Source organism: Micromonospora sp. CA-248260, from assembly GCF_050942205.1.
Taxonomy (GTDB): Bacteria; Actinomycetota; Actinomycetes; order Mycobacteriales; family Micromonosporaceae; genus Micromonospora; species Micromonospora antibiotica.
In genome coordinates this window covers 3,708,248-3,723,304 of sequence record NZ_CP192021.1, presented here as the reverse complement: position 1 = coordinate 3,723,304, position 15,057 = coordinate 3,708,248, and the positions used below count along the sequence as shown (strand labels likewise).

Here is a 15,057-nt window from a genome sequence, read left to right as displayed (position 1 = left end):
ATTCATGCTCCTGTTGAGACTTCTGTCGGAGCACGCCGAGCCGACCGGGTGCAGGTGGGTGGAAAGTCTCAAACCACATGGCAACCACTAGGCTGGACGGGGGCGAGCGGAGGGGCCGGATGGGGGAGCGACGGTGGCGGTTGGTCGACGTCGCGGCCAGTGCCGGGATCTCCACCCAGCAGGTGCGCAACTATCTGGCCGACGGACTGCTACCACCGGCCGACCGCACCCCGAGCGGCTACCGGATGTTCACCGAACGCCACGTCCGGGCGCTGGCCGTGGCCCGGCGGATGGCCGAGGGGCACGGCTGGGCGCGTACCCGGGAGGTGTTGGCCGCCGTGCACCGGGGTGAGCTGCCGGCGGCGCTCGCCGCGCTCGACGCCGGGCACGCCGAGCTGGACCGCGAACGGGCCGAGATCGCCCGGGTGCTGGGCGCCTTCGAGACGGTGCTGGACAGTCCGTCGGCGGCTGTGCCCCGCCGGGACGCCCGGATCGGTGTGGTGGCCGCCCAGGTCGGGGTGCGGACCTCGCAGCTGCGCCTGTGGGAGCAGCGCGGCCTGCTCCGCCCGCACCGGCAGCGGGGCACCGGCTACCGGGTGTACGACGTGGCCGAGTGGCGGGCGGCGCAGGTGGTGGCGCTGCTGCGTCGGGGCGGGTACCCGTTCGACATCATCACCGCGGTCCTCGACGAGTTGCGCAGCACCGGCCGACCGGACCGGGTGCGGGCCGAACTCGCCCGGCGGGAGCAGGACCTGCACGTCCGCAGCGTGCGTCGGCTGCGAGGCTCCGCCGCGTTGGCCGACTACCTCGCCGAAACCGGCCCGGCCGGGACGCACTGAGCCGACCGAGGCGCGCTGGAGTCGGCCGAGGCGTACCGGGTCGGTCGGGACGCACTGAGCTGGATGGGGGAGCGCTGACCACGGCGGGGCGTGCTGAGCCGGGTGGGACGTCGGGTGTGCCGGGGTGGGTGCGCACAGCCGGACGGCCCGGCGGATGATCCGCCGGGCCGTCCGTGAGTGACCGGTCAGTTGAGGCCGCAGGCGGCGAAGTTGTCGAGGTTGGGGCGTTGTGCGCCGACGCGGTTGAAGGCGATCTCGATGCGGTCGAGGGCGGCTTGGCGCTTGTCCTTCAGCGGGCCGAGGATGGCGTTGTTGATGAAGTTGGCGCCGCCCTGGGGGTTGGCGGCCTGCTGGGCGAGGCGGGCGTTGGCTTCGCCGATCTGCTTGTCGAGGTTGGCCAGTTCGGCCTGGACGTTCGCGGCGGCCTGGGCGGGGACGGCGGGGATCTGCGGCGTCGGGCAGTTCACCGTCCGGGCGTTCCCCGCGTTGCCGGCGCCGTTGTTGCCCGCGCCGTTGTTGCCGGCACCGTTGTTGCCCGCGCCGTTGTTCCCGGCACCGTTGTTGCCCGCGCCCGCGTTCCCGGCACCCGCGCCGTTGAGGCCGCAGGCGGCGAAGTTGTCGAGGTTGGGGCGTTGTGCGCCGACGCGGTTGAAGGCGATCTCGATGCGGTCGAGGGCGGCTTGGCGCTTGTCCTTCAGCGGGCCGAGGATGGCGTTGTTGATGAAGTTGGCGCCGCCCTGGGGGTTGGCGGCCTGCTGGGCGAGGCGGGCGTTGGCTTCGCCGATCTGCTTGTCGAGGTTGGCCAGTTCGGCCTGGACGTTCGCGGCGGCCTGGGCGGGGACGGCGGGGATCTGCGGCGTCGGGCAGTTCACCGTCTGGGCGGCGGCAGTGGTGTTGTTCCCGCCGGTGGCGGCGTTGCCGGCCTTGACGGAGCTGTTCAGCACACTGGCGACGCCCGGGGCGTTCAACCCGCAGGTGGCCAGGCTGTCCAGATTGGGCCGCTGCGCACCGACCCGGTTGAAGTTGATCTCGATGCGGTCCAGCACCGCGACGCGCTTGCTCTTCAGCGGGCCGAGGATGGCGTTGTTGATGAAGTTCGCGCCGCCCTGGGGGTCGGCGGCCTGCTTGGCCAGCCGCTCGTTCTGCCGGGCGATCTCCTCGTCCAGGTTGGCCAGTTCCCGCTCCACCCCGGCGGCGGCCGCCGCCGGGACCGCCGGCAGCTTGTCCCGTACGGTGGGGCAGTTCACGGTCTGCGCGGCGCTGCTGCCGGTGTTCTCGGCTGCGGAGGCGAGCTGCAGGCCGCCACCCAGGAGCAGCACCGCCAGGGCGCCCACTCCGCCGAGCTTGAGAACGGAATTCTTCCGCATTGGCCTGGCCATGTACCTCTCCTCTGATCTCCGGCGGACCGTCGACGGGTGTCGCGTCCGGTCGGTCCGACGGTGGCTGGGGTGAAGGTGGGCCGTCGTCCGCCGCCTCGTACTCGGCAGCGCCCCGGTCCGTCCTTGCGGCGATGGATACGGGGACCACTCGGAGATCGTTCAAGAATTTCGGTGAGCTTCCGGTCGCACTCCGTGGTCGTCGGTAAAACCGCAGCTCAGAGCGCATGGGAGCGATCCCGCCCGTGCCCTGCGGCAGCAATTTCGGTAACGTGGAGTAATGCTGTTGTCATCGACAGTGAGGCGACCCGCTCCCGTCGGGCCGGTCGCGCCCCCTGGGAGAGCGACGCCCCGCCTCGGTAGGGTGCCTGACCATGAGAGCCCGGGTCCTGGCCGCCGCCGTCGCGGCCGTACTCCTCACCGTGGCACTGCCGGTCCCCGCGCACGCGGGCGTCGCGGGCCGCGCCGGCTCGGCCCGCGCGACCGTCGTGCCGTGCCCGAAGCTGCCGACGCCGAAGGTCACCCGGCCTCCCCGGCCCGCGCCGCCGCCGGCGGTGCCCGAGCAGCAGACGGTGGGCGGAGAGTCGTTGGCCACCCCAGGGTTGACCGTTCCCCCGGGCACGCCCGCGCCACCGCCGGTCACCGCGACGTCGTGGCTGGTCGCCGACCTGGACACCGGAGCGGTCCTCGGCGGCTGCGGCCCACACGCGTACGCCACCCCGGCCAGCGTGCAGAAGCTGCTCCTCGCCGCCACCATGCTGCCGAAGCTGAACCCGAAACAGGTGGTCACGGTGACCCGCGCCGACCTGGACATCGAGCCCGGCAGCTCCGCCGTCGGCCTGCTCGACGGTGGCCGCTACTCGGTCGAGACCGCCTGGCTCGGCCTGCTGCTGCAGTCCGGCAACGACGCGGCCAACCTGCTGGCCCGGCTGGGCGCGGGCAGCTCCGCCGCCGGGGTCCGCGAGATGAACGCCGAGGCCCGTCGGCTCGGCGCGTGGCAGACCCGGGCGGTGACCCCGTCCGGGTTGGACGGGCCGGGCCAGTTCACCAGCGCGTACGACCTGGCGCTGATCGCCCGGGTCTGTTTCGCCGACCCCACCTTCCGCCGGTACGCGCTGACCGAGCGGACCCAGATCCCGGCCCAACCCGCACTGCGCAAGCCCGGCTTCCAGATCCAGAACGAGAACCAGTTGATCTACCGGTACCCGGGGGCGTTGGGCGGGAAGACCGGCTTCACGGATCTGGCCCGGCACACCTACGTCGGAGCCGCGCAACGCGGTGGGCGTCGGCTGGTGGTGACCCTGCTCGGTGCGGAGGCCCGCCCGGTGCGTGGCTGGGAGCAGGGGGCGCGGCTGCTCGACTGGGGCTTCAGCCTGCCCCGGGACGCCTCGGTCGGGCGGCTGGTCGAGCCGGGGGAGGTGACCACCCCCCGCGCGTCGGTGTCGCCGTCCGCCCCGGTGGCCGCCGCCCCGGGTCCCGCCGGTGCGGCGGTGGGCGCACCGCACTGGCTCGGCACGGCGGTGATCGGCGGTGCGGCGGCCCTGGTCGGGGTGTTGGCCGTCCTGTTCGCTGTCGGTCGTCGGCGGACCCGTCGCCGGGTCCGCCGACGCGTCGCCTGGGACTGACCGCCGGCACTGCCGGCTGCGGCGCGCGGAGACCCGCGGCGGCCCGCCCGGGGGACCGGCGGTGCCGCCCCGCCCGGTGTCGATCAGCGTCGACAACCGGGCCGGCCCTCCATAGACTCCGGTCGTTGCGGTACCGCCCGCCTCTCCGGTACCACGAGTCCAGGAGGACCACAGTGTCGAGTGAACCCCGACCGTTCGCCGCCGGGTCGCGTCCGGCCGGCCGGCTGACCCGCCTCGCCGGGGTGGCGCTGGCCTCGGCGGCACTGGTCGTCGCCGGTGGCACCGCCGCCGTCGCCGCGCCCGCCGACGGGCCGAGCGCCGCCCGGACCACGAAGGGGCCGTGCGCGTACACCTCCACGCCCGACGAACCACCGGCCCGGCCGGTGCCGCTGCCGCGGGACCCGCGCCGGACGCCGGACGAGGGCACGGTCCGGGTCACCCTGCGCACCAGCCACGGACCGATCGGCCTGACCCTGGACCGGGAGCAGGCCCCGTGCACGGTGCAGAGCTTCCTGCACCTGGCGCGGCACCGGTTCTACGACTGGACGCCCTGTCACCGGTTGACCGCCTACCCGACGCTCAAGGTGCTCCAGTGCGGTGACCCGTCCGGCACGGGTGAGGGCGGGCCGGGCTACCGCTACCGCGACGAACTGCCCACCGACCTGCCGCCCGCGCCGACCGACCCGACCGGCGTGCGCCGGCTCTACGCCCGGGGCACGCTCGCGATGGCCAACGCCGGGCCGGACACCAACGGCAGCCAGTTCTTCCTGGTCCAGTCGGACTCGGCGCTGCGCCCCAACTACACCGTCTTCGGCACCATCGACGTGGCCGGGCTGAAGACCCTGGACAAGATCGCCGCCGGTGGCATCGCGCCCACCCCGGAGGACCCCGCGCCGGTGGACGGTGCCCCGGCCCTGCCGGTGCAGATCCACCGCGCGATCCGAGGCCACTGAGCAGTCCGGCCCCGGCGGCCCGGGCCACCGCACCCTCCGGTGCGGGCACCCCGGGTCGCCGGTGAGCCGGCCGGTGCGGGCTCAGCCCGACGGGCCGGCGCACCTGCCGGGCGGGGGCGGGCGACCACCCCCGCCCGACGGTCAGCCCTGCTCGCCTGCCGCCCGGGTCCGGTCGGCGTCCGCGTCGGCCGTACCGACCGGCACGCCGTCGCCGTCCCGGGTGCCGTCGGACAGGTCCACCTCCGCGCCGGCGCGGGCGGCGTCGGCGCGGGCGTCGTCCGCACCCACCACGGGACGGGTGTCGACGTCGTCGACGTCGACCAGGTCGTTACCGACCGCGAGGCCGATCGGGGCGTAACGGGGATCGGTCATGGTCTCCTCCTTCACCGGTGCCTACCCTCCGCTACCCCCATCCACCGTCGTCGACACCTCCCGCCGCCGTCCGGCTGCTGGCAGCTGCCACGGCCCATCGGCCCCGACCCGGGTCCGACCGGCGGCGCCACCCCGTCGACCGGCGCATGCTAGCGACCCGGCCGCCCCACCGGGTGGGATTCGCCGGATCACCGGACCGGCGGGGCGGGTGTCACTACCTTCGTCAGCGTGAGAGTTCGGGGACGTACCGCCGCCGTCATCGCCGTCGTGCTGCTGTCGCCGGTCGTCGCACCCGCCGGTGTGGCGGACGCCGCCGGGGCGGTGACCACCGGTCCGTGTGCGCCGGTGCCGGCGGTGTCCCGGCCGCCCCGACCGGTCCCGCCCCACACGGAGGCCGCCGACCGGGCGGTCGGCGGCCCCGCCCTGGCCACCACGGGCCAGGTCCGGCCGGCCGGGACACCCAGGCCGCCCGCCGTACCGGCCACCTCCTGGCTGGTCGCCGACCTGGACAGCGGCGACGTGCTCGGCGGCTGCGGCCCGCACGAACACGGCACCCCGGCGAGCGTGCAGAAGCTGCTGCTGGCCGCCACCGTGCTGCCGACCCTCGACCCCCGGCAGGTGGTCACCCTCACCCCCGGCGACCTCGACATCGAGCCCGGCAGCTCCGCCGTGGGCTTCGCCGAGGGTGGCCGGTACCGGATCGAGACCCTCTGGTTGGGCCTGCTGCTCAAGTCCGGAAACGAGGCGGCCAACGCGCTGGCCCGCCTCGGCGGTGGCCCCGACGGGCTGCCCGGTGGGCTGCGGGCGATGAACGCGCACGCCCGGCAGCTCGGCGCGTTGCAGACCCACGCGGTGACCCCGTCCGGGTTGGACGGGCCGGGCCAGTTCACCAGCGCGTACGACCTGGCGCTGATCGCCCGCGCCTGCTTCGCCGACACCACCTTCCGCCGCTACGACACCACGCGGGAGGCGATGATCCCGGCCCAGCCGGCGTTGGGCGAGAAGGCCTTCCCGATCCAGAACGACAACCAGCTGCTCTACCGCTACCCGGGGGCGTTGGGCGGCAAGACCGGCTACACCGACCTGGCCCGGCACACCTACGTCGGGGCCGCCGAGCGGGGCGGACGGCGGCTGGTGGTCACCCTGCTCGGCGCGGAGGTCGTCGACAAACGGGGCTGGGAGCAGGGGGCGGCCCTGCTGGACTGGGGGTTCGGGGTGCCCCGGGGTGCGGCCGTGGGTCGACTGGTCAACCCGGGTGAGCTGACGGCGGGCCCGTCCGGGACCGCCGTCCCCCCGCCCCCGCTGGCCGCCGCCGGTGGTCCGGGCCGGCTCGACCCGTCCGGTCACCCCTGGTCACGTCCGCTGGTCGCGGTCTCCCTGGCCGCCGTCGTGGCCGGGCTCGCCGGGCTGCTGCTCGCCCTGCGCCACCGACCCCACGACGTCCGCCGACGGCGGTGAGACGCGGGGCGGAGCACCCCCGGTGGGTGCTGGCCCGGTTGCTGGTCGTCACGGTGCTGCTCGTGGCGGTGGGCTGCGACCGGCCACCGCAGCCCGCACCGCAGGCGGACGCCGCGACGCCCACCCCGACCGGACCACGTGCCCCCACCGACGTGGTGTTGCTGTCCGAGGTCGACCCGAGCATCGTCGTGGACATCCGCTACGCCGGCCCGCACAACTTCGTCGGCCGCCCGGTGGACGGCTACGACGAGCCGTTGTGCCTGCTCACCCGTACCGCCGCCGAGGCGTTGCGCCGGGTGCAGGACGCCGCCCGCGCCCAACGGCTGAGCCTGCGGGTGTACGACTGCTACCGGCCGCAGCGCGCCGCCGACGAGTTCGTCCGCTGGGCGAAGGACCCCGCAGCGCAGCAGACGAAGGCGGAGTTCTATCCCCGGGTGGCCAAGTCGAAGCTGTTCGCCGACGGCTACCTCGGCGCCCCCACCGCGCACAGCCGGGGCAGCACCCTCGACCTGACCCTGGAGCCCCGCCCGGCCCCGCCCCGCGCCTCGTACGCCCCGGGCCAGCCGCTGGTGGCCTGCACCGACCCGGCCGACCGACGGTTCGCCGACGGCAGCCTCGACATGGGCACCGGTTTCGACTGTTTCGACCCGCTGGCGCACACCGCCGACGCCCGGGTCACCGGGGCCGCCCGGACCCACCGGCAGCTGCTGGAACGCCTGATGACGCAGGAGGGTTTCGTCAACTACGACCGGGAGTGGTGGCACTACCGGTACGCCGACGAGCCCTACCCCGACACCTACTTCGACTTCCCGGTGGCCCGGGCGTCCCTGCCCCGCTGAGCGGCCCGGTCGCCGGCCCGGGACGGACGTCGCCGGGACGCCCACCACCGGCACCACCCGACGGTGTGATCCGCGCCCGCCGCGTCACCACGCCGGCCGGGTGACCAGCACCCGCACGTCCGGTCGGCACGAACTTCGGCGGGTCGGGCAGCCATCGGCCGCTAGGCTGCCCGACGGCTCCCGGCCGCCCGCCCGGGGCGGTCCCGTCCCGTGAAGGACCCGACATGACCACCGAACGGATCGGCCCGCCGCTGCTCGCCGGGGAGCGGGAGACGCTGCGTGCCTTCCTCGACTTCCACCGGGCCACCCTCGCCATGAAGTGCGAGGGCCTGACCGACGAGGAACTGCGCCAGCGGGCCGTGCCGTCGTCGCAGCTGACCCTGCTCGGCCTGTTGCGGCATCTCGCCGAGGTGGAGCGCGCCTGGTTCCGGCGGGTGATCGACGCGCAGGACGTGCCGCTGCTCTGGTCGGACACCGGCGACTACCAGCAGGCGTACGACCCGACCGGGTCCACCGGGGCGGAGGCGTTCGCGGCGTGGCAGCGGGAGGTGGCGCACTCCCGACGTATCGAGTTGGCGGCGTCCTCGCTCGACGTCACCGGCCACCAGGCACGCTGGGGTGAGGACGTGTCGCTGCGGCTGGTGATGCTGCACATGATGCACGAGTACGCCCGCCACAACGGCCACGCCGACCTGCTGCGGGAGGCGGTCGACGGCAGCGTGGGAGTCTGACCGCCCACCGTGGCGCCGCTGCGCCGTGCAGCCCGGTGGCGGTGCCGCCGTCGGTGGTGCCGCGCCCGTCGGCTCAGCTGACGGGGGGCCGGGTGCGCAGCGGCAGCCAGGCCAGCACGTCGCGGATCGTGGCGTCCCAGTACGGCCAGTCGTGGTCGCCGGGGGAGAAGTCCACGGTCACCGGCACGCCCCGGTCCCGGGCGGCGGCGACGAAGCGCTCGTTGTCGTCGTAGAGGAAGTCCTCGGTGCCGCAGGCGACGTAGAGCGGGGGAGTGTCGGGTCCGGCCCGGCCGACCAGCGCCACGGTGTCGTCGTCGGGGCCGGCGGTCGGGGCGTCACCCCAGACGGTGTGCCAGACGTCCGGGTCGAGCGGCCGGTCGGGGCTGTAGCGGCGGTGGGCGACGTTGAGCGCCCCCGACAGGCTGGCTGCGGCGGCGAAGCGTTCCGGCTGCCGCAGCGCCCACTTCACCGCCCCGTAGCCGCCCATCGACAGCCCGGCGACGAAGGTGTCCTCCCGGCGGTCGGAGAGCCGGAAGAACGACCGGCAGACCTCGGGCAGTTCCTCGGTGAGGAACGTCCAGTACCGGTTGCCGTGCGTCTCGTCGGTGTAGAAGCTGCGGCCGACCTGGGGCATCACCACGGCCAGACCCAGCGGGGCCACGTAACGTTCGATCGAGGTTTGGCGGGTCCAGGCGGTGTCGTCGTCGCTGAGCCCGTGCAGCAGGTAGAGCACCGGCGGGCCCGCGTCGGCCGGCCCCGTGGGCGTCGGCCGTGCCGGGTCGGGTTGCGGCAGGATCACCGTCATCGACGTGCTCATGCCCAGGGCCTCGGAGTCGAACTCGCACCGCATCAATGCCATGGCCATGGACCGTACCGCGTGCCGGCCCTGCCGGACACGACGTCGCCGCCGTCGGCCCTAGGCTGTCGCCATGCCCACCGAGGACGCCGTGATCGACCTCGACACCCCCGGGCGCGGGCCGGTCGACGCATCCACTCTCCGTGCAGACCGCCGACGGGCAGGTCCGGGAGGCGGCCTACCCGGTCGCCATCGTGGGCAGCGTCTGGCTCGACATCCTGTCCAGGATGTGCGAGCCCCGATAGCCGGCAGCTACCGATATCTGTTGCGGCCCGGGTGGGTGCGCGCCTAGGTTCGACGTCGACGCCACACCGACCAACCGGGGAGCACACCGTGTCGCCGTACCTCAGCACCGAGACCACGCGGTCCCAGCCGCGCGGCGGCGTGCTGTTGACAGCCGGCGAACGAGCCCGGGGTTGTCGGTGGCGATCGGGGTGGCGGCGCGGATAGCGCCAGCGCGACCTGCGCAGCCGCCCACCCCACCAGGGGAACGGGCGGCTTTTTCGATCCCCGACACCCGCCGAGGGGTGTAGCTCAACGGGTAGCGCACCGGATTCCACACCCGACGGTCGCAGGTGCGAATCCTGTCCCCCTGCTCCCAGGAACGAGGAGAACGATCATGGCATTCACCCCGCTGCCGGGCACGAAGGCGCCGGTACGGGTCTGGACCGACCCGTACGGCATCGAGCCGCAGGCGGCGCAGCAGTTGCGCAACATCGGCGCGCTGCCCTGGGTGCAGGGCGTCGCCGTGATGCCCGACGTGCACTACGGCAAGGGCGCCACCGTCGGCTCGGTGATCGCGATGCGGCAGGCCGTCTCGCCGGCCGCCGTCGGCGTGGACATCGGCTGCGGGATGAGCGCGGTCCGGACCTCGCTCACCGCCGCCGACCTGCCCGACAACCTGGCACCGCTGCGTAGCGCGATCGAGGCGGTGGTGCCGGTCGGCTTCGCCAAGCGGGACGACCCGGTCGACCCGCGCCGGGTCCGGGGCCTGGAGCAGCGTGGCTGGGACGACTTCTGGGGCCGGTTCTCGACCCTGGACCGGAAGGTGGCGCAGCTGGAGAGCCGGGCCCGGCACCAGCTCGGCACCCTCGGTGGGGGCAACCACTTCATCGAGGTCTGCGTCGAGCAGGACGGTCCGGACGCCGGGCAGGTCTGGTTGATGCTGCACTCCGGTTCCCGCAACATCGGTAAGGAGTTGGCCGAGCGGCACATCGGGGTGGCCCGTGCCCTGCCGCACAACGCCGACCTGCCCGACCGGGACCTGGCGGTGTTCCTCGCCGGCACCCCGGAGATGGACGCCTACCGGCGGGACCTGTGGTGGGCGCAGGAGTACGCGCGGCGCAACCGGGCGGTCATGCTGGCCCTGCTCTGCGGCGTGGTGCGGGACACGTTCCCGCAGGTCAGCTACGGGGAGCCGATCTCCTGCCACCACAACTACGTGGCCGAGGAGCACTACGACGGGGTGGACGTGCTGGTGACCCGCAAGGGGGCGATCCGGGCCGGCCGGGGGGACCTGGGCATCATCCCGGGGTCGATGGGCACCGGGTCGTACATCGTGCGGGGGCGGGGGAACGAGGACGCGTACTGCTCGGCGTCGCACGGGGCCGGGCGGCGGATGTCGCGGGGGCAGGCGAAGCGGACGTTCACCGTTGACGACCTGGCGGTGCAGACCGCCGGGGTGGAGTGCCGCAAGGACACCGGGGTGGTCGACGAGATCCCCGGCGCGTACAAGGACATCACCGAGGTGATGGCGCAGCAGGACGACCTGGTCGAGGTGGTGGCCCACCTCAAGCAGGTGGTGTGTGTGAAGGGTTAGACCGGCCGACGCCCCCGGGCGTCGGTCGTGAGCCCCGGTGGCGCAGCGGACAGCGCGCCGGTCTACGAAACCGGAGAGCCCAGGTTCGAATCCTGGTCGGGGCACGGTCTGCGGGGCCCGTCCGCGCCGCACGGTCTGCGGTGCACGGTCTGCGGTGCACGGGCCGGCGCTGCGCGGTCTGCGAGGGCTCAGCCCAGGTGCGTCATGCCCCCGGAGCCCAGGTCGTGGCGGCGTACCCTGATCAGCAGCAGGGTGCTGATCCCGGACAGCAGGATCAGCCCGGCACCCCAGGCGAAGGCGACGGTGTAGCCGTGCACCAACGCCCGGACCTGGGTGACCGGGTCCGGCACCCGGGTCGCCAGGTACGCGGTGACCGCGCTTGTGTACATGGTGTTGAGCAGGGCGGTGCCCAGTGACCCGCCGATCTGCTGGGTGGCGTTCAGGGTGGCGCTGGCCGCCCCGGCGTCGTGTTCCGGCACGCCGAAGAGGGCCAGGCTGGACAGGGGCACGAAGGTGAAGCCCAGGCCCAGGCCCATGACCACCTGCGCGGGCAGCAGGTGGGTGACGAAGGACGTGTCAACGTCGATCCGGGTGAGCAGCAGCATGCCGCCGGCGGCGAGGGCGGCCCCGGCCAGCATCAGCGGCTTCGCGCCGAGGCGGGGCAGCAGTTGGCTGGCCGCCCCGGCGGCGATCAGCACGCCCCCGGTGACCGGCAGCGACGCCAGGCCGGCCTCGACCGGGGTGTAGCGCAGCACCACCTGGAAATAGAAGGTCAGGAAGAGGAACGCGCCGAACAGGCCCGCGCCGATCAGGGTGGAGGCGAGGTAGGCGCCACCCCGGTTGCGGTCGAGCAGGATGCGCAGCGGCAGCAGCGGGTGGCGGGAGCGTCTCTCGATCACCACGAAGATCGCCAGCAGGACCACCCCCACGGCGATGAAACCGATGGTGGCGGGGGCGTCCCAACCGTCCTCGGCGGCCTTGGTGAAGCCGTAGACCAGGCTGACCAGCCCGGCGGTGACCGCGATGGCGCCGGGGACGTCGTACCGGGTGTCGCCGTGCGCCCGGCTCTCCGGCACCAGCGGGATCGTGGCGGCGAGGGCGACGGCGGCGATCGGGATGTTCACCAGCAGGCACCAGCGCCAGTCGGCGTACTCGGTGAGCACCCCGCCGAGGACCAGACCCACGGCCGCGCCGCCACCGGAGATGGCGCCGTAGACGGCGAACGCCTTGGCCCGCTCCGTCGTCTCGGTGAAGATCACCGTGAGCAGCGCCAACGCTGCGGGGGCGAGCAGCGCGCCGAAGACGCCCTGGAGGGCACGGGCGGCGAAGAGCAGGGTGCCGGTGGTGGCCAGGCCACCGATGGCGGAGGCGAGCGCAAAGCCCACCATGCCGGTGGCGAAGGTGCGCTTACGCCCCCAGAAGTCGGCGATCCGGCCGCCGAGCAGCAGCAGCCCGCCGAAGGTCAGGGTGTAGGCGGTGACGACCCACTGCCGGTCGGCGTCGGAGATGCCGAGTTCGGCCTGGGCCTGCGGGAGGGCGATGTTGACGATGGTGGCGTCGAGGACGACCATCAGCTGGGCGACGGCGATGACCGCCAGCACCAGCCAGCGTCGCGGGTGCGCCGCAGTCGACGCCCCGGCGTCGGATGCGCCCGGCCTGGCCGAGGAGGAACCGGGCATGACGCGCCTTCCGTGACGGTGGGAACCTGCCCGAGGTGGGGAAACCCGAGCCGATCTCGGCCTCACGTTATCGACGGGGTCGGTGACCCACAGCCGGATCTGGAGCCGGTCGCACTTTCGGGGCAACGACGCCGACGGCGCGGGGCCGGCCGGAGAACCTGGGTGCGGAGCCCCGGGCGGGCCCGGTGTGCCGGCGTCGGTGACTCAGGCGGCGGCGAGCCGGACGGGGATCCGGACCACGTGCTCCGGGACCCCGTCGCGCGGGGACACCTGGTAGACCTCGACCGCGCCGACGCCGTCCTCGGTCAGTCGGTAGCCGACGGTGCTCCGGTAGTCGCCGCGACAACCGGTGCCGCAGTCGGCCGTGGTGAAGCCGGTGCCGAGGATCCGCCCGGCGGCGTCGAGGATCCGCACGGTCACTGTCGCCTCGTACACGTCGGCGGTGCCGGCGACGGTGACCGGTGAGCTGACCCGCCGGCCGACGGTCGGCTCGGTGACCACGATCGGCGGCAGCAGGTCTGCCAGGTCCGCCCGGGTGAGCACCACGGCGTCGGCACCGGTGAAGACGACCCGGCGGACGGTGGGGAACTGGGTAAGCGTCCAGACCACCTGGGCGCGGCGCAGCCGCAGCAGCGGGGCGTCGGCGGCGGCGAAGGCGGTGGGCGTGACGACGGTCGCGGTGCCGCCGTCGATCCGGGTGACCGCCACCCCGGCCGGAACCCCGGTGCGCAGGCCGACGGCGGCCTCCTCGGCGGTGGGACCGGTCGCCAACTCGGCCAGTGCCAGCCGGGAGGTGGCGGGCGTCGCCGGGCGGGTCCGCCGGGTCGGCGTCAACGTCCCGTCCCTGGTGAACCACAGCTCGACGGTGACGGTCCCGGTCGGTTCCCCGCCGGTGGGGCCGGCCGGGGGCACCGGTGCCGGCCCGGTGTCGTCGGGAGCGGTCGGCCGGCCGGTCGGAGCCGACGGCAGGGGTGCGGCCGTGCCGGGGGCCGTGGCGGTGTGGGCCGGTGCGACGGCGGTGGGGGCCGGCCCGAGGGTGCCGGACCGGGCGTCGGCACAGCTGCCGGTCAGCACCGCGAGCGCGACGAACAGGACGACCGCCCGGCGGTTCACGGGCCACCGTCGCCGGGTGGCCCGTGGTGCGGCAGCGTCAACCGGAACGTCGTGCCGACGCCGACGGTGCTGGTCACGGTGAGCTGCCCGCCCAGCAACCGGGCGTTCTCCCGGGCGATGGCCAGGCCCAGCCCGCTGCCCCGCCCCGACCGGGCCGGGTCGGCCTTGTAGAACCGGTCGAACAGGTGCGGCAGGTGCACCGGGTCGATGCCCGGCCCCTCGTCGGACACCTCGTACACCAGCTTCCCGCCGCTGGTCGAGGTGCTGGCGCGCAGCGTGCCCTCGCCGTGCGCGACGGCGTTGCCGACCAGGTTGGCCAGCACCCGTCGCAGCCGACGCGGGTCGGTCCGCACGGTGGCGGCGACCCCGTCGACGCGGACCCGGCCGGCCCAGCCGTGCCCGTCGACGAGGAGGCGCAGCAGGGCCAGCGCGTCCACCGACCGGACGGCCAACGGCTCGCCGCCGGCATCCAGGCGGGAGATCTCCATCAGCTCCTCGACCAGGGCCCGCAGCCGCACCACGTCCGAGGTCAGCAGCTCGGCGGCCCGCCGGGCGTCCCCGGGCAGCTCGTCGAGCTGGTCGGCCAGCAGCGAGGCCGCCGCCACCAGCGCGGTGACCGGGGTACGCAGCTCGTGCGCCACGTCGGCGGTGAACTGCCGCTCCCGGGCCTGGGCCTGGGACAGGTCGGCGATGGTCTCCTGGAGCGCCTGGGCCATGTCGTTGAACGCCGCCGCCCAGTCGCTGAACTCGTCGCGGCCCCGCACCGGCAGCCGGGTGGCGAGCATCCCCTCGGCGAGGGCCCGGGCAGCCCGGCTGGCCCGGCCCACCGGTTCCAGGGTGCGCCGGGCCAGGGTGTGGCCGACCAGCGCGGCGACGGTCACCACCGTCAACCAGCCGACCAGCAACGCGGTACGGAGTTGGGTCAGCTCCCCGACGACCTCGGTCTCGTCGGTGATCGCGTACAACTCGGCGGTGGTACCGGGAATCCGCCCGCCCACCACGAGCAGTTGTCGATGGTCACCGGCGGCGATCCGTTCGTAGCCGAGTTGACCGGCGGCGACGGCCGACCGCAGCGCGGGGCCGGGGGAGGGGGCGTACGACGGGTCGGAGGCGACGGTGTCGTCGGTCACCAGCAGCACGTGCCGGCCGGTGCCCTCGAAGCTGGCCAGCAGCTCGGCGCGGCGGGCCTCGGTCAGCGGCGTGAACTGGCCGGCCAGCACCAGTTGGTAGCGGGCGTCGGCGGCGGCGCGCTGCACGGAGGCGTCCAACCGGGCCTGCCGCAGCATCAGGTACGCCCCACCGGCCAGCGTCCCGGCGGAGACCCCGGCGACGAGCAGGAACGCCACGGTCAGCCGGCGGCGCAACCGTCCCGGCGGTACGGCGTCCCGGGCGGCCAC

13 protein-coding genes and 1 tRNA gene are annotated in these 15,057 nt (G+C 74.3%); 8 read left to right on the top strand and 6 right to left on the bottom strand.

From position 1 onward, the window contains the following. The first annotated feature begins 119 nt into the window (after positions 1–119). A complete protein-coding gene (locus ACQP2H_RS16440; RefSeq protein WP_433227948.1) occupies positions 120–839 on the top strand; it encodes a MerR family transcriptional regulator in 720 nt (239 codons plus the stop codon). 185 nt (positions 840–1,024) lie between these two features. Here the strand turns inward: ACQP2H_RS16440 and ACQP2H_RS16435 are convergent, their stop codons facing one another. Next, positions 1,025–2,218, bottom strand: coding sequence for a hypothetical protein (locus tag ACQP2H_RS16435; RefSeq protein ID WP_219462305.1), 1,194 nt, complete (start codon positions 2,216–2,218; stop codon positions 1,025–1,027). A gap of 371 nt (positions 2,219–2,589) precedes the next feature. Here ACQP2H_RS16435 and ACQP2H_RS16430 point away from each other — a divergent pair, with 371 nt between their 5' ends. Both ACQP2H_RS16430 and ACQP2H_RS16425 read left to right on the top strand, forming a co-directional pair. After that, complete coding sequence (locus ACQP2H_RS16430) at positions 2,590–3,840, top strand: D-alanyl-D-alanine carboxypeptidase family protein (protein ID WP_219462303.1); 1,251 nt, start codon at positions 2,590–2,592, stop codon at positions 3,838–3,840. Positions 3,841–4,013: 173 nt separating this feature from the next. Further along, positions 4,014–4,793 carry a peptidylprolyl isomerase gene (locus ACQP2H_RS16425; RefSeq protein ID WP_308290761.1) on the top strand — a complete coding sequence of 260 codons (780 nt, stop codon included), beginning with the start codon at positions 4,014–4,016 and terminating at the stop codon, positions 4,791–4,793. 141 nt (positions 4,794–4,934) lie between these two features. On the opposite strand, the gene ACQP2H_RS16420 is transcribed toward ACQP2H_RS16425, so the two are convergent. Then, positions 4,935–5,165: a hypothetical protein gene (locus ACQP2H_RS16420; protein WP_219462300.1), complete on the bottom strand. Its 231-nt coding sequence runs from the start codon at positions 5,163–5,165 to the stop codon at positions 4,935–4,937. Between the two features lie 228 nt (positions 5,166–5,393). Between ACQP2H_RS16420 and ACQP2H_RS16415 the strand changes: the two genes are divergently transcribed. The 3 genes from ACQP2H_RS16415 to ACQP2H_RS16405 all read left to right on the top strand — a co-directional run bounded on the left by ACQP2H_RS16415 (position 5,394) and on the right by ACQP2H_RS16405 (position 8,193). Beyond that, complete coding sequence (locus tag ACQP2H_RS16415; RefSeq protein WP_433227944.1) at positions 5,394–6,623, top strand: D-alanyl-D-alanine carboxypeptidase family protein; 1,230 nt, start codon at positions 5,394–5,396, stop codon at positions 6,621–6,623. Then, positions 6,620–7,462 carry a M15 family metallopeptidase gene (locus ACQP2H_RS16410; protein ID WP_308290759.1) on the top strand — a complete coding sequence of 281 codons (843 nt, stop codon included), beginning with the start codon at positions 6,620–6,622 and terminating at the stop codon, positions 7,460–7,462. Before ACQP2H_RS16415 ends, ACQP2H_RS16410 begins: the two co-directional genes overlap by 4 nt. Positions 7,463–7,686: 224 nt before the next feature. Then, the gene (locus tag ACQP2H_RS16405; RefSeq protein ID WP_219462299.1) at positions 7,687–8,193 is read left to right on the top strand and encodes a DinB family protein; all 507 of its coding nucleotides are present in this window, start codon (positions 7,687–7,689) and stop codon (positions 8,191–8,193) included. Positions 8,194–8,266: 73 nt separating this feature from the next. On the opposite strand, the gene ACQP2H_RS16400 is transcribed toward ACQP2H_RS16405, so the two are convergent. Next, entirely contained in the window at positions 8,267–9,052 is a 786-nt protein-coding gene (locus ACQP2H_RS16400) for an alpha/beta hydrolase (protein ID WP_219462297.1), read from the bottom strand. 616 nt (positions 9,053–9,668) lie between these two features. On the opposite strand from ACQP2H_RS16400, the gene ACQP2H_RS16395 reads away from it, so the two are divergent. Both ACQP2H_RS16395 and ACQP2H_RS16390 read left to right on the top strand, forming a co-directional pair. Continuing rightward, positions 9,669–10,868: an RtcB family protein gene (locus ACQP2H_RS16395; protein WP_219462295.1), complete on the top strand. Its 1,200-nt coding sequence runs from the start codon at positions 9,669–9,671 to the stop codon at positions 10,866–10,868. Between the two features lie 31 nt (positions 10,869–10,899). Then, positions 10,900–10,972, top strand: a tRNA-Arg gene (locus tag ACQP2H_RS16390). 84 nt (positions 10,973–11,056) lie between these two features. On the opposite strand, the gene ACQP2H_RS16385 is transcribed toward ACQP2H_RS16390, so the two are convergent. The 3 genes from ACQP2H_RS16385 to ACQP2H_RS16375 form a co-directional block, all read right to left on the bottom strand. Then, positions 11,057–12,547: an MFS transporter gene (locus ACQP2H_RS16385; protein ID WP_219462292.1), complete on the bottom strand. Its 1,491-nt coding sequence runs from the start codon at positions 12,545–12,547 to the stop codon at positions 11,057–11,059. Between the two features lie 204 nt (positions 12,548–12,751). Beyond that, the gene (locus ACQP2H_RS16380) at positions 12,752–13,660 is read right to left on the bottom strand and encodes a Gmad2 immunoglobulin-like domain-containing protein (RefSeq protein WP_363823564.1); all 909 of its coding nucleotides are present in this window, start codon (positions 13,658–13,660) and stop codon (positions 12,752–12,754) included. After that, positions 13,657–15,057, bottom strand: a complete 1,401-nt coding sequence (locus ACQP2H_RS16375; protein ID WP_433227940.1) for an ATP-binding protein — start codon at positions 15,055–15,057, stop codon at positions 13,657–13,659. The genes ACQP2H_RS16380 and ACQP2H_RS16375 overlap by 4 nt, the downstream gene beginning before the upstream one ends.

Bases quoted from the DNA above. Each gene is read 5' to 3' on its own strand.
- ACQP2H_RS16420 (WP_219462300.1), bottom strand. From the start codon at position 5,165: ATGACCGATCCCCGTTACGCCCCGATCGGCCTCGCGGTCGGTAACGAC.
- ACQP2H_RS16400 (WP_219462297.1), bottom strand. From the start codon at position 9,052: ATGGCATTGATGCGGTGCGAGTTCGACTCCGAGGCCCTGGGCATGAGC.
- ACQP2H_RS16440 (WP_433227948.1), top strand. From the start codon at position 120: ATGGGGGAGCGACGGTGGCGGTTGGTCGACGTCGCGGCCAGTGCCGGG.
- ACQP2H_RS16385 (WP_219462292.1), bottom strand. From the start codon at position 12,547: ATGCCCGGTTCCTCCTCGGCCAGGCCGGGCGCATCCGACGCCGGGGCG.
- ACQP2H_RS16435 (WP_219462305.1), bottom strand. From the start codon at position 2,218: ATGGCCAGGCCAATGCGGAAGAATTCCGTTCTCAAGCTCGGCGGAGTG.
- ACQP2H_RS16430 (WP_219462303.1), top strand. From the start codon at position 2,590: ATGAGAGCCCGGGTCCTGGCCGCCGCCGTCGCGGCCGTACTCCTCACC.
- ACQP2H_RS16405 (WP_219462299.1), top strand. From the start codon at position 7,687: ATGACCACCGAACGGATCGGCCCGCCGCTGCTCGCCGGGGAGCGGGAG.
- ACQP2H_RS16395 (WP_219462295.1), top strand. From the start codon at position 9,669: ATGGCATTCACCCCGCTGCCGGGCACGAAGGCGCCGGTACGGGTCTGG.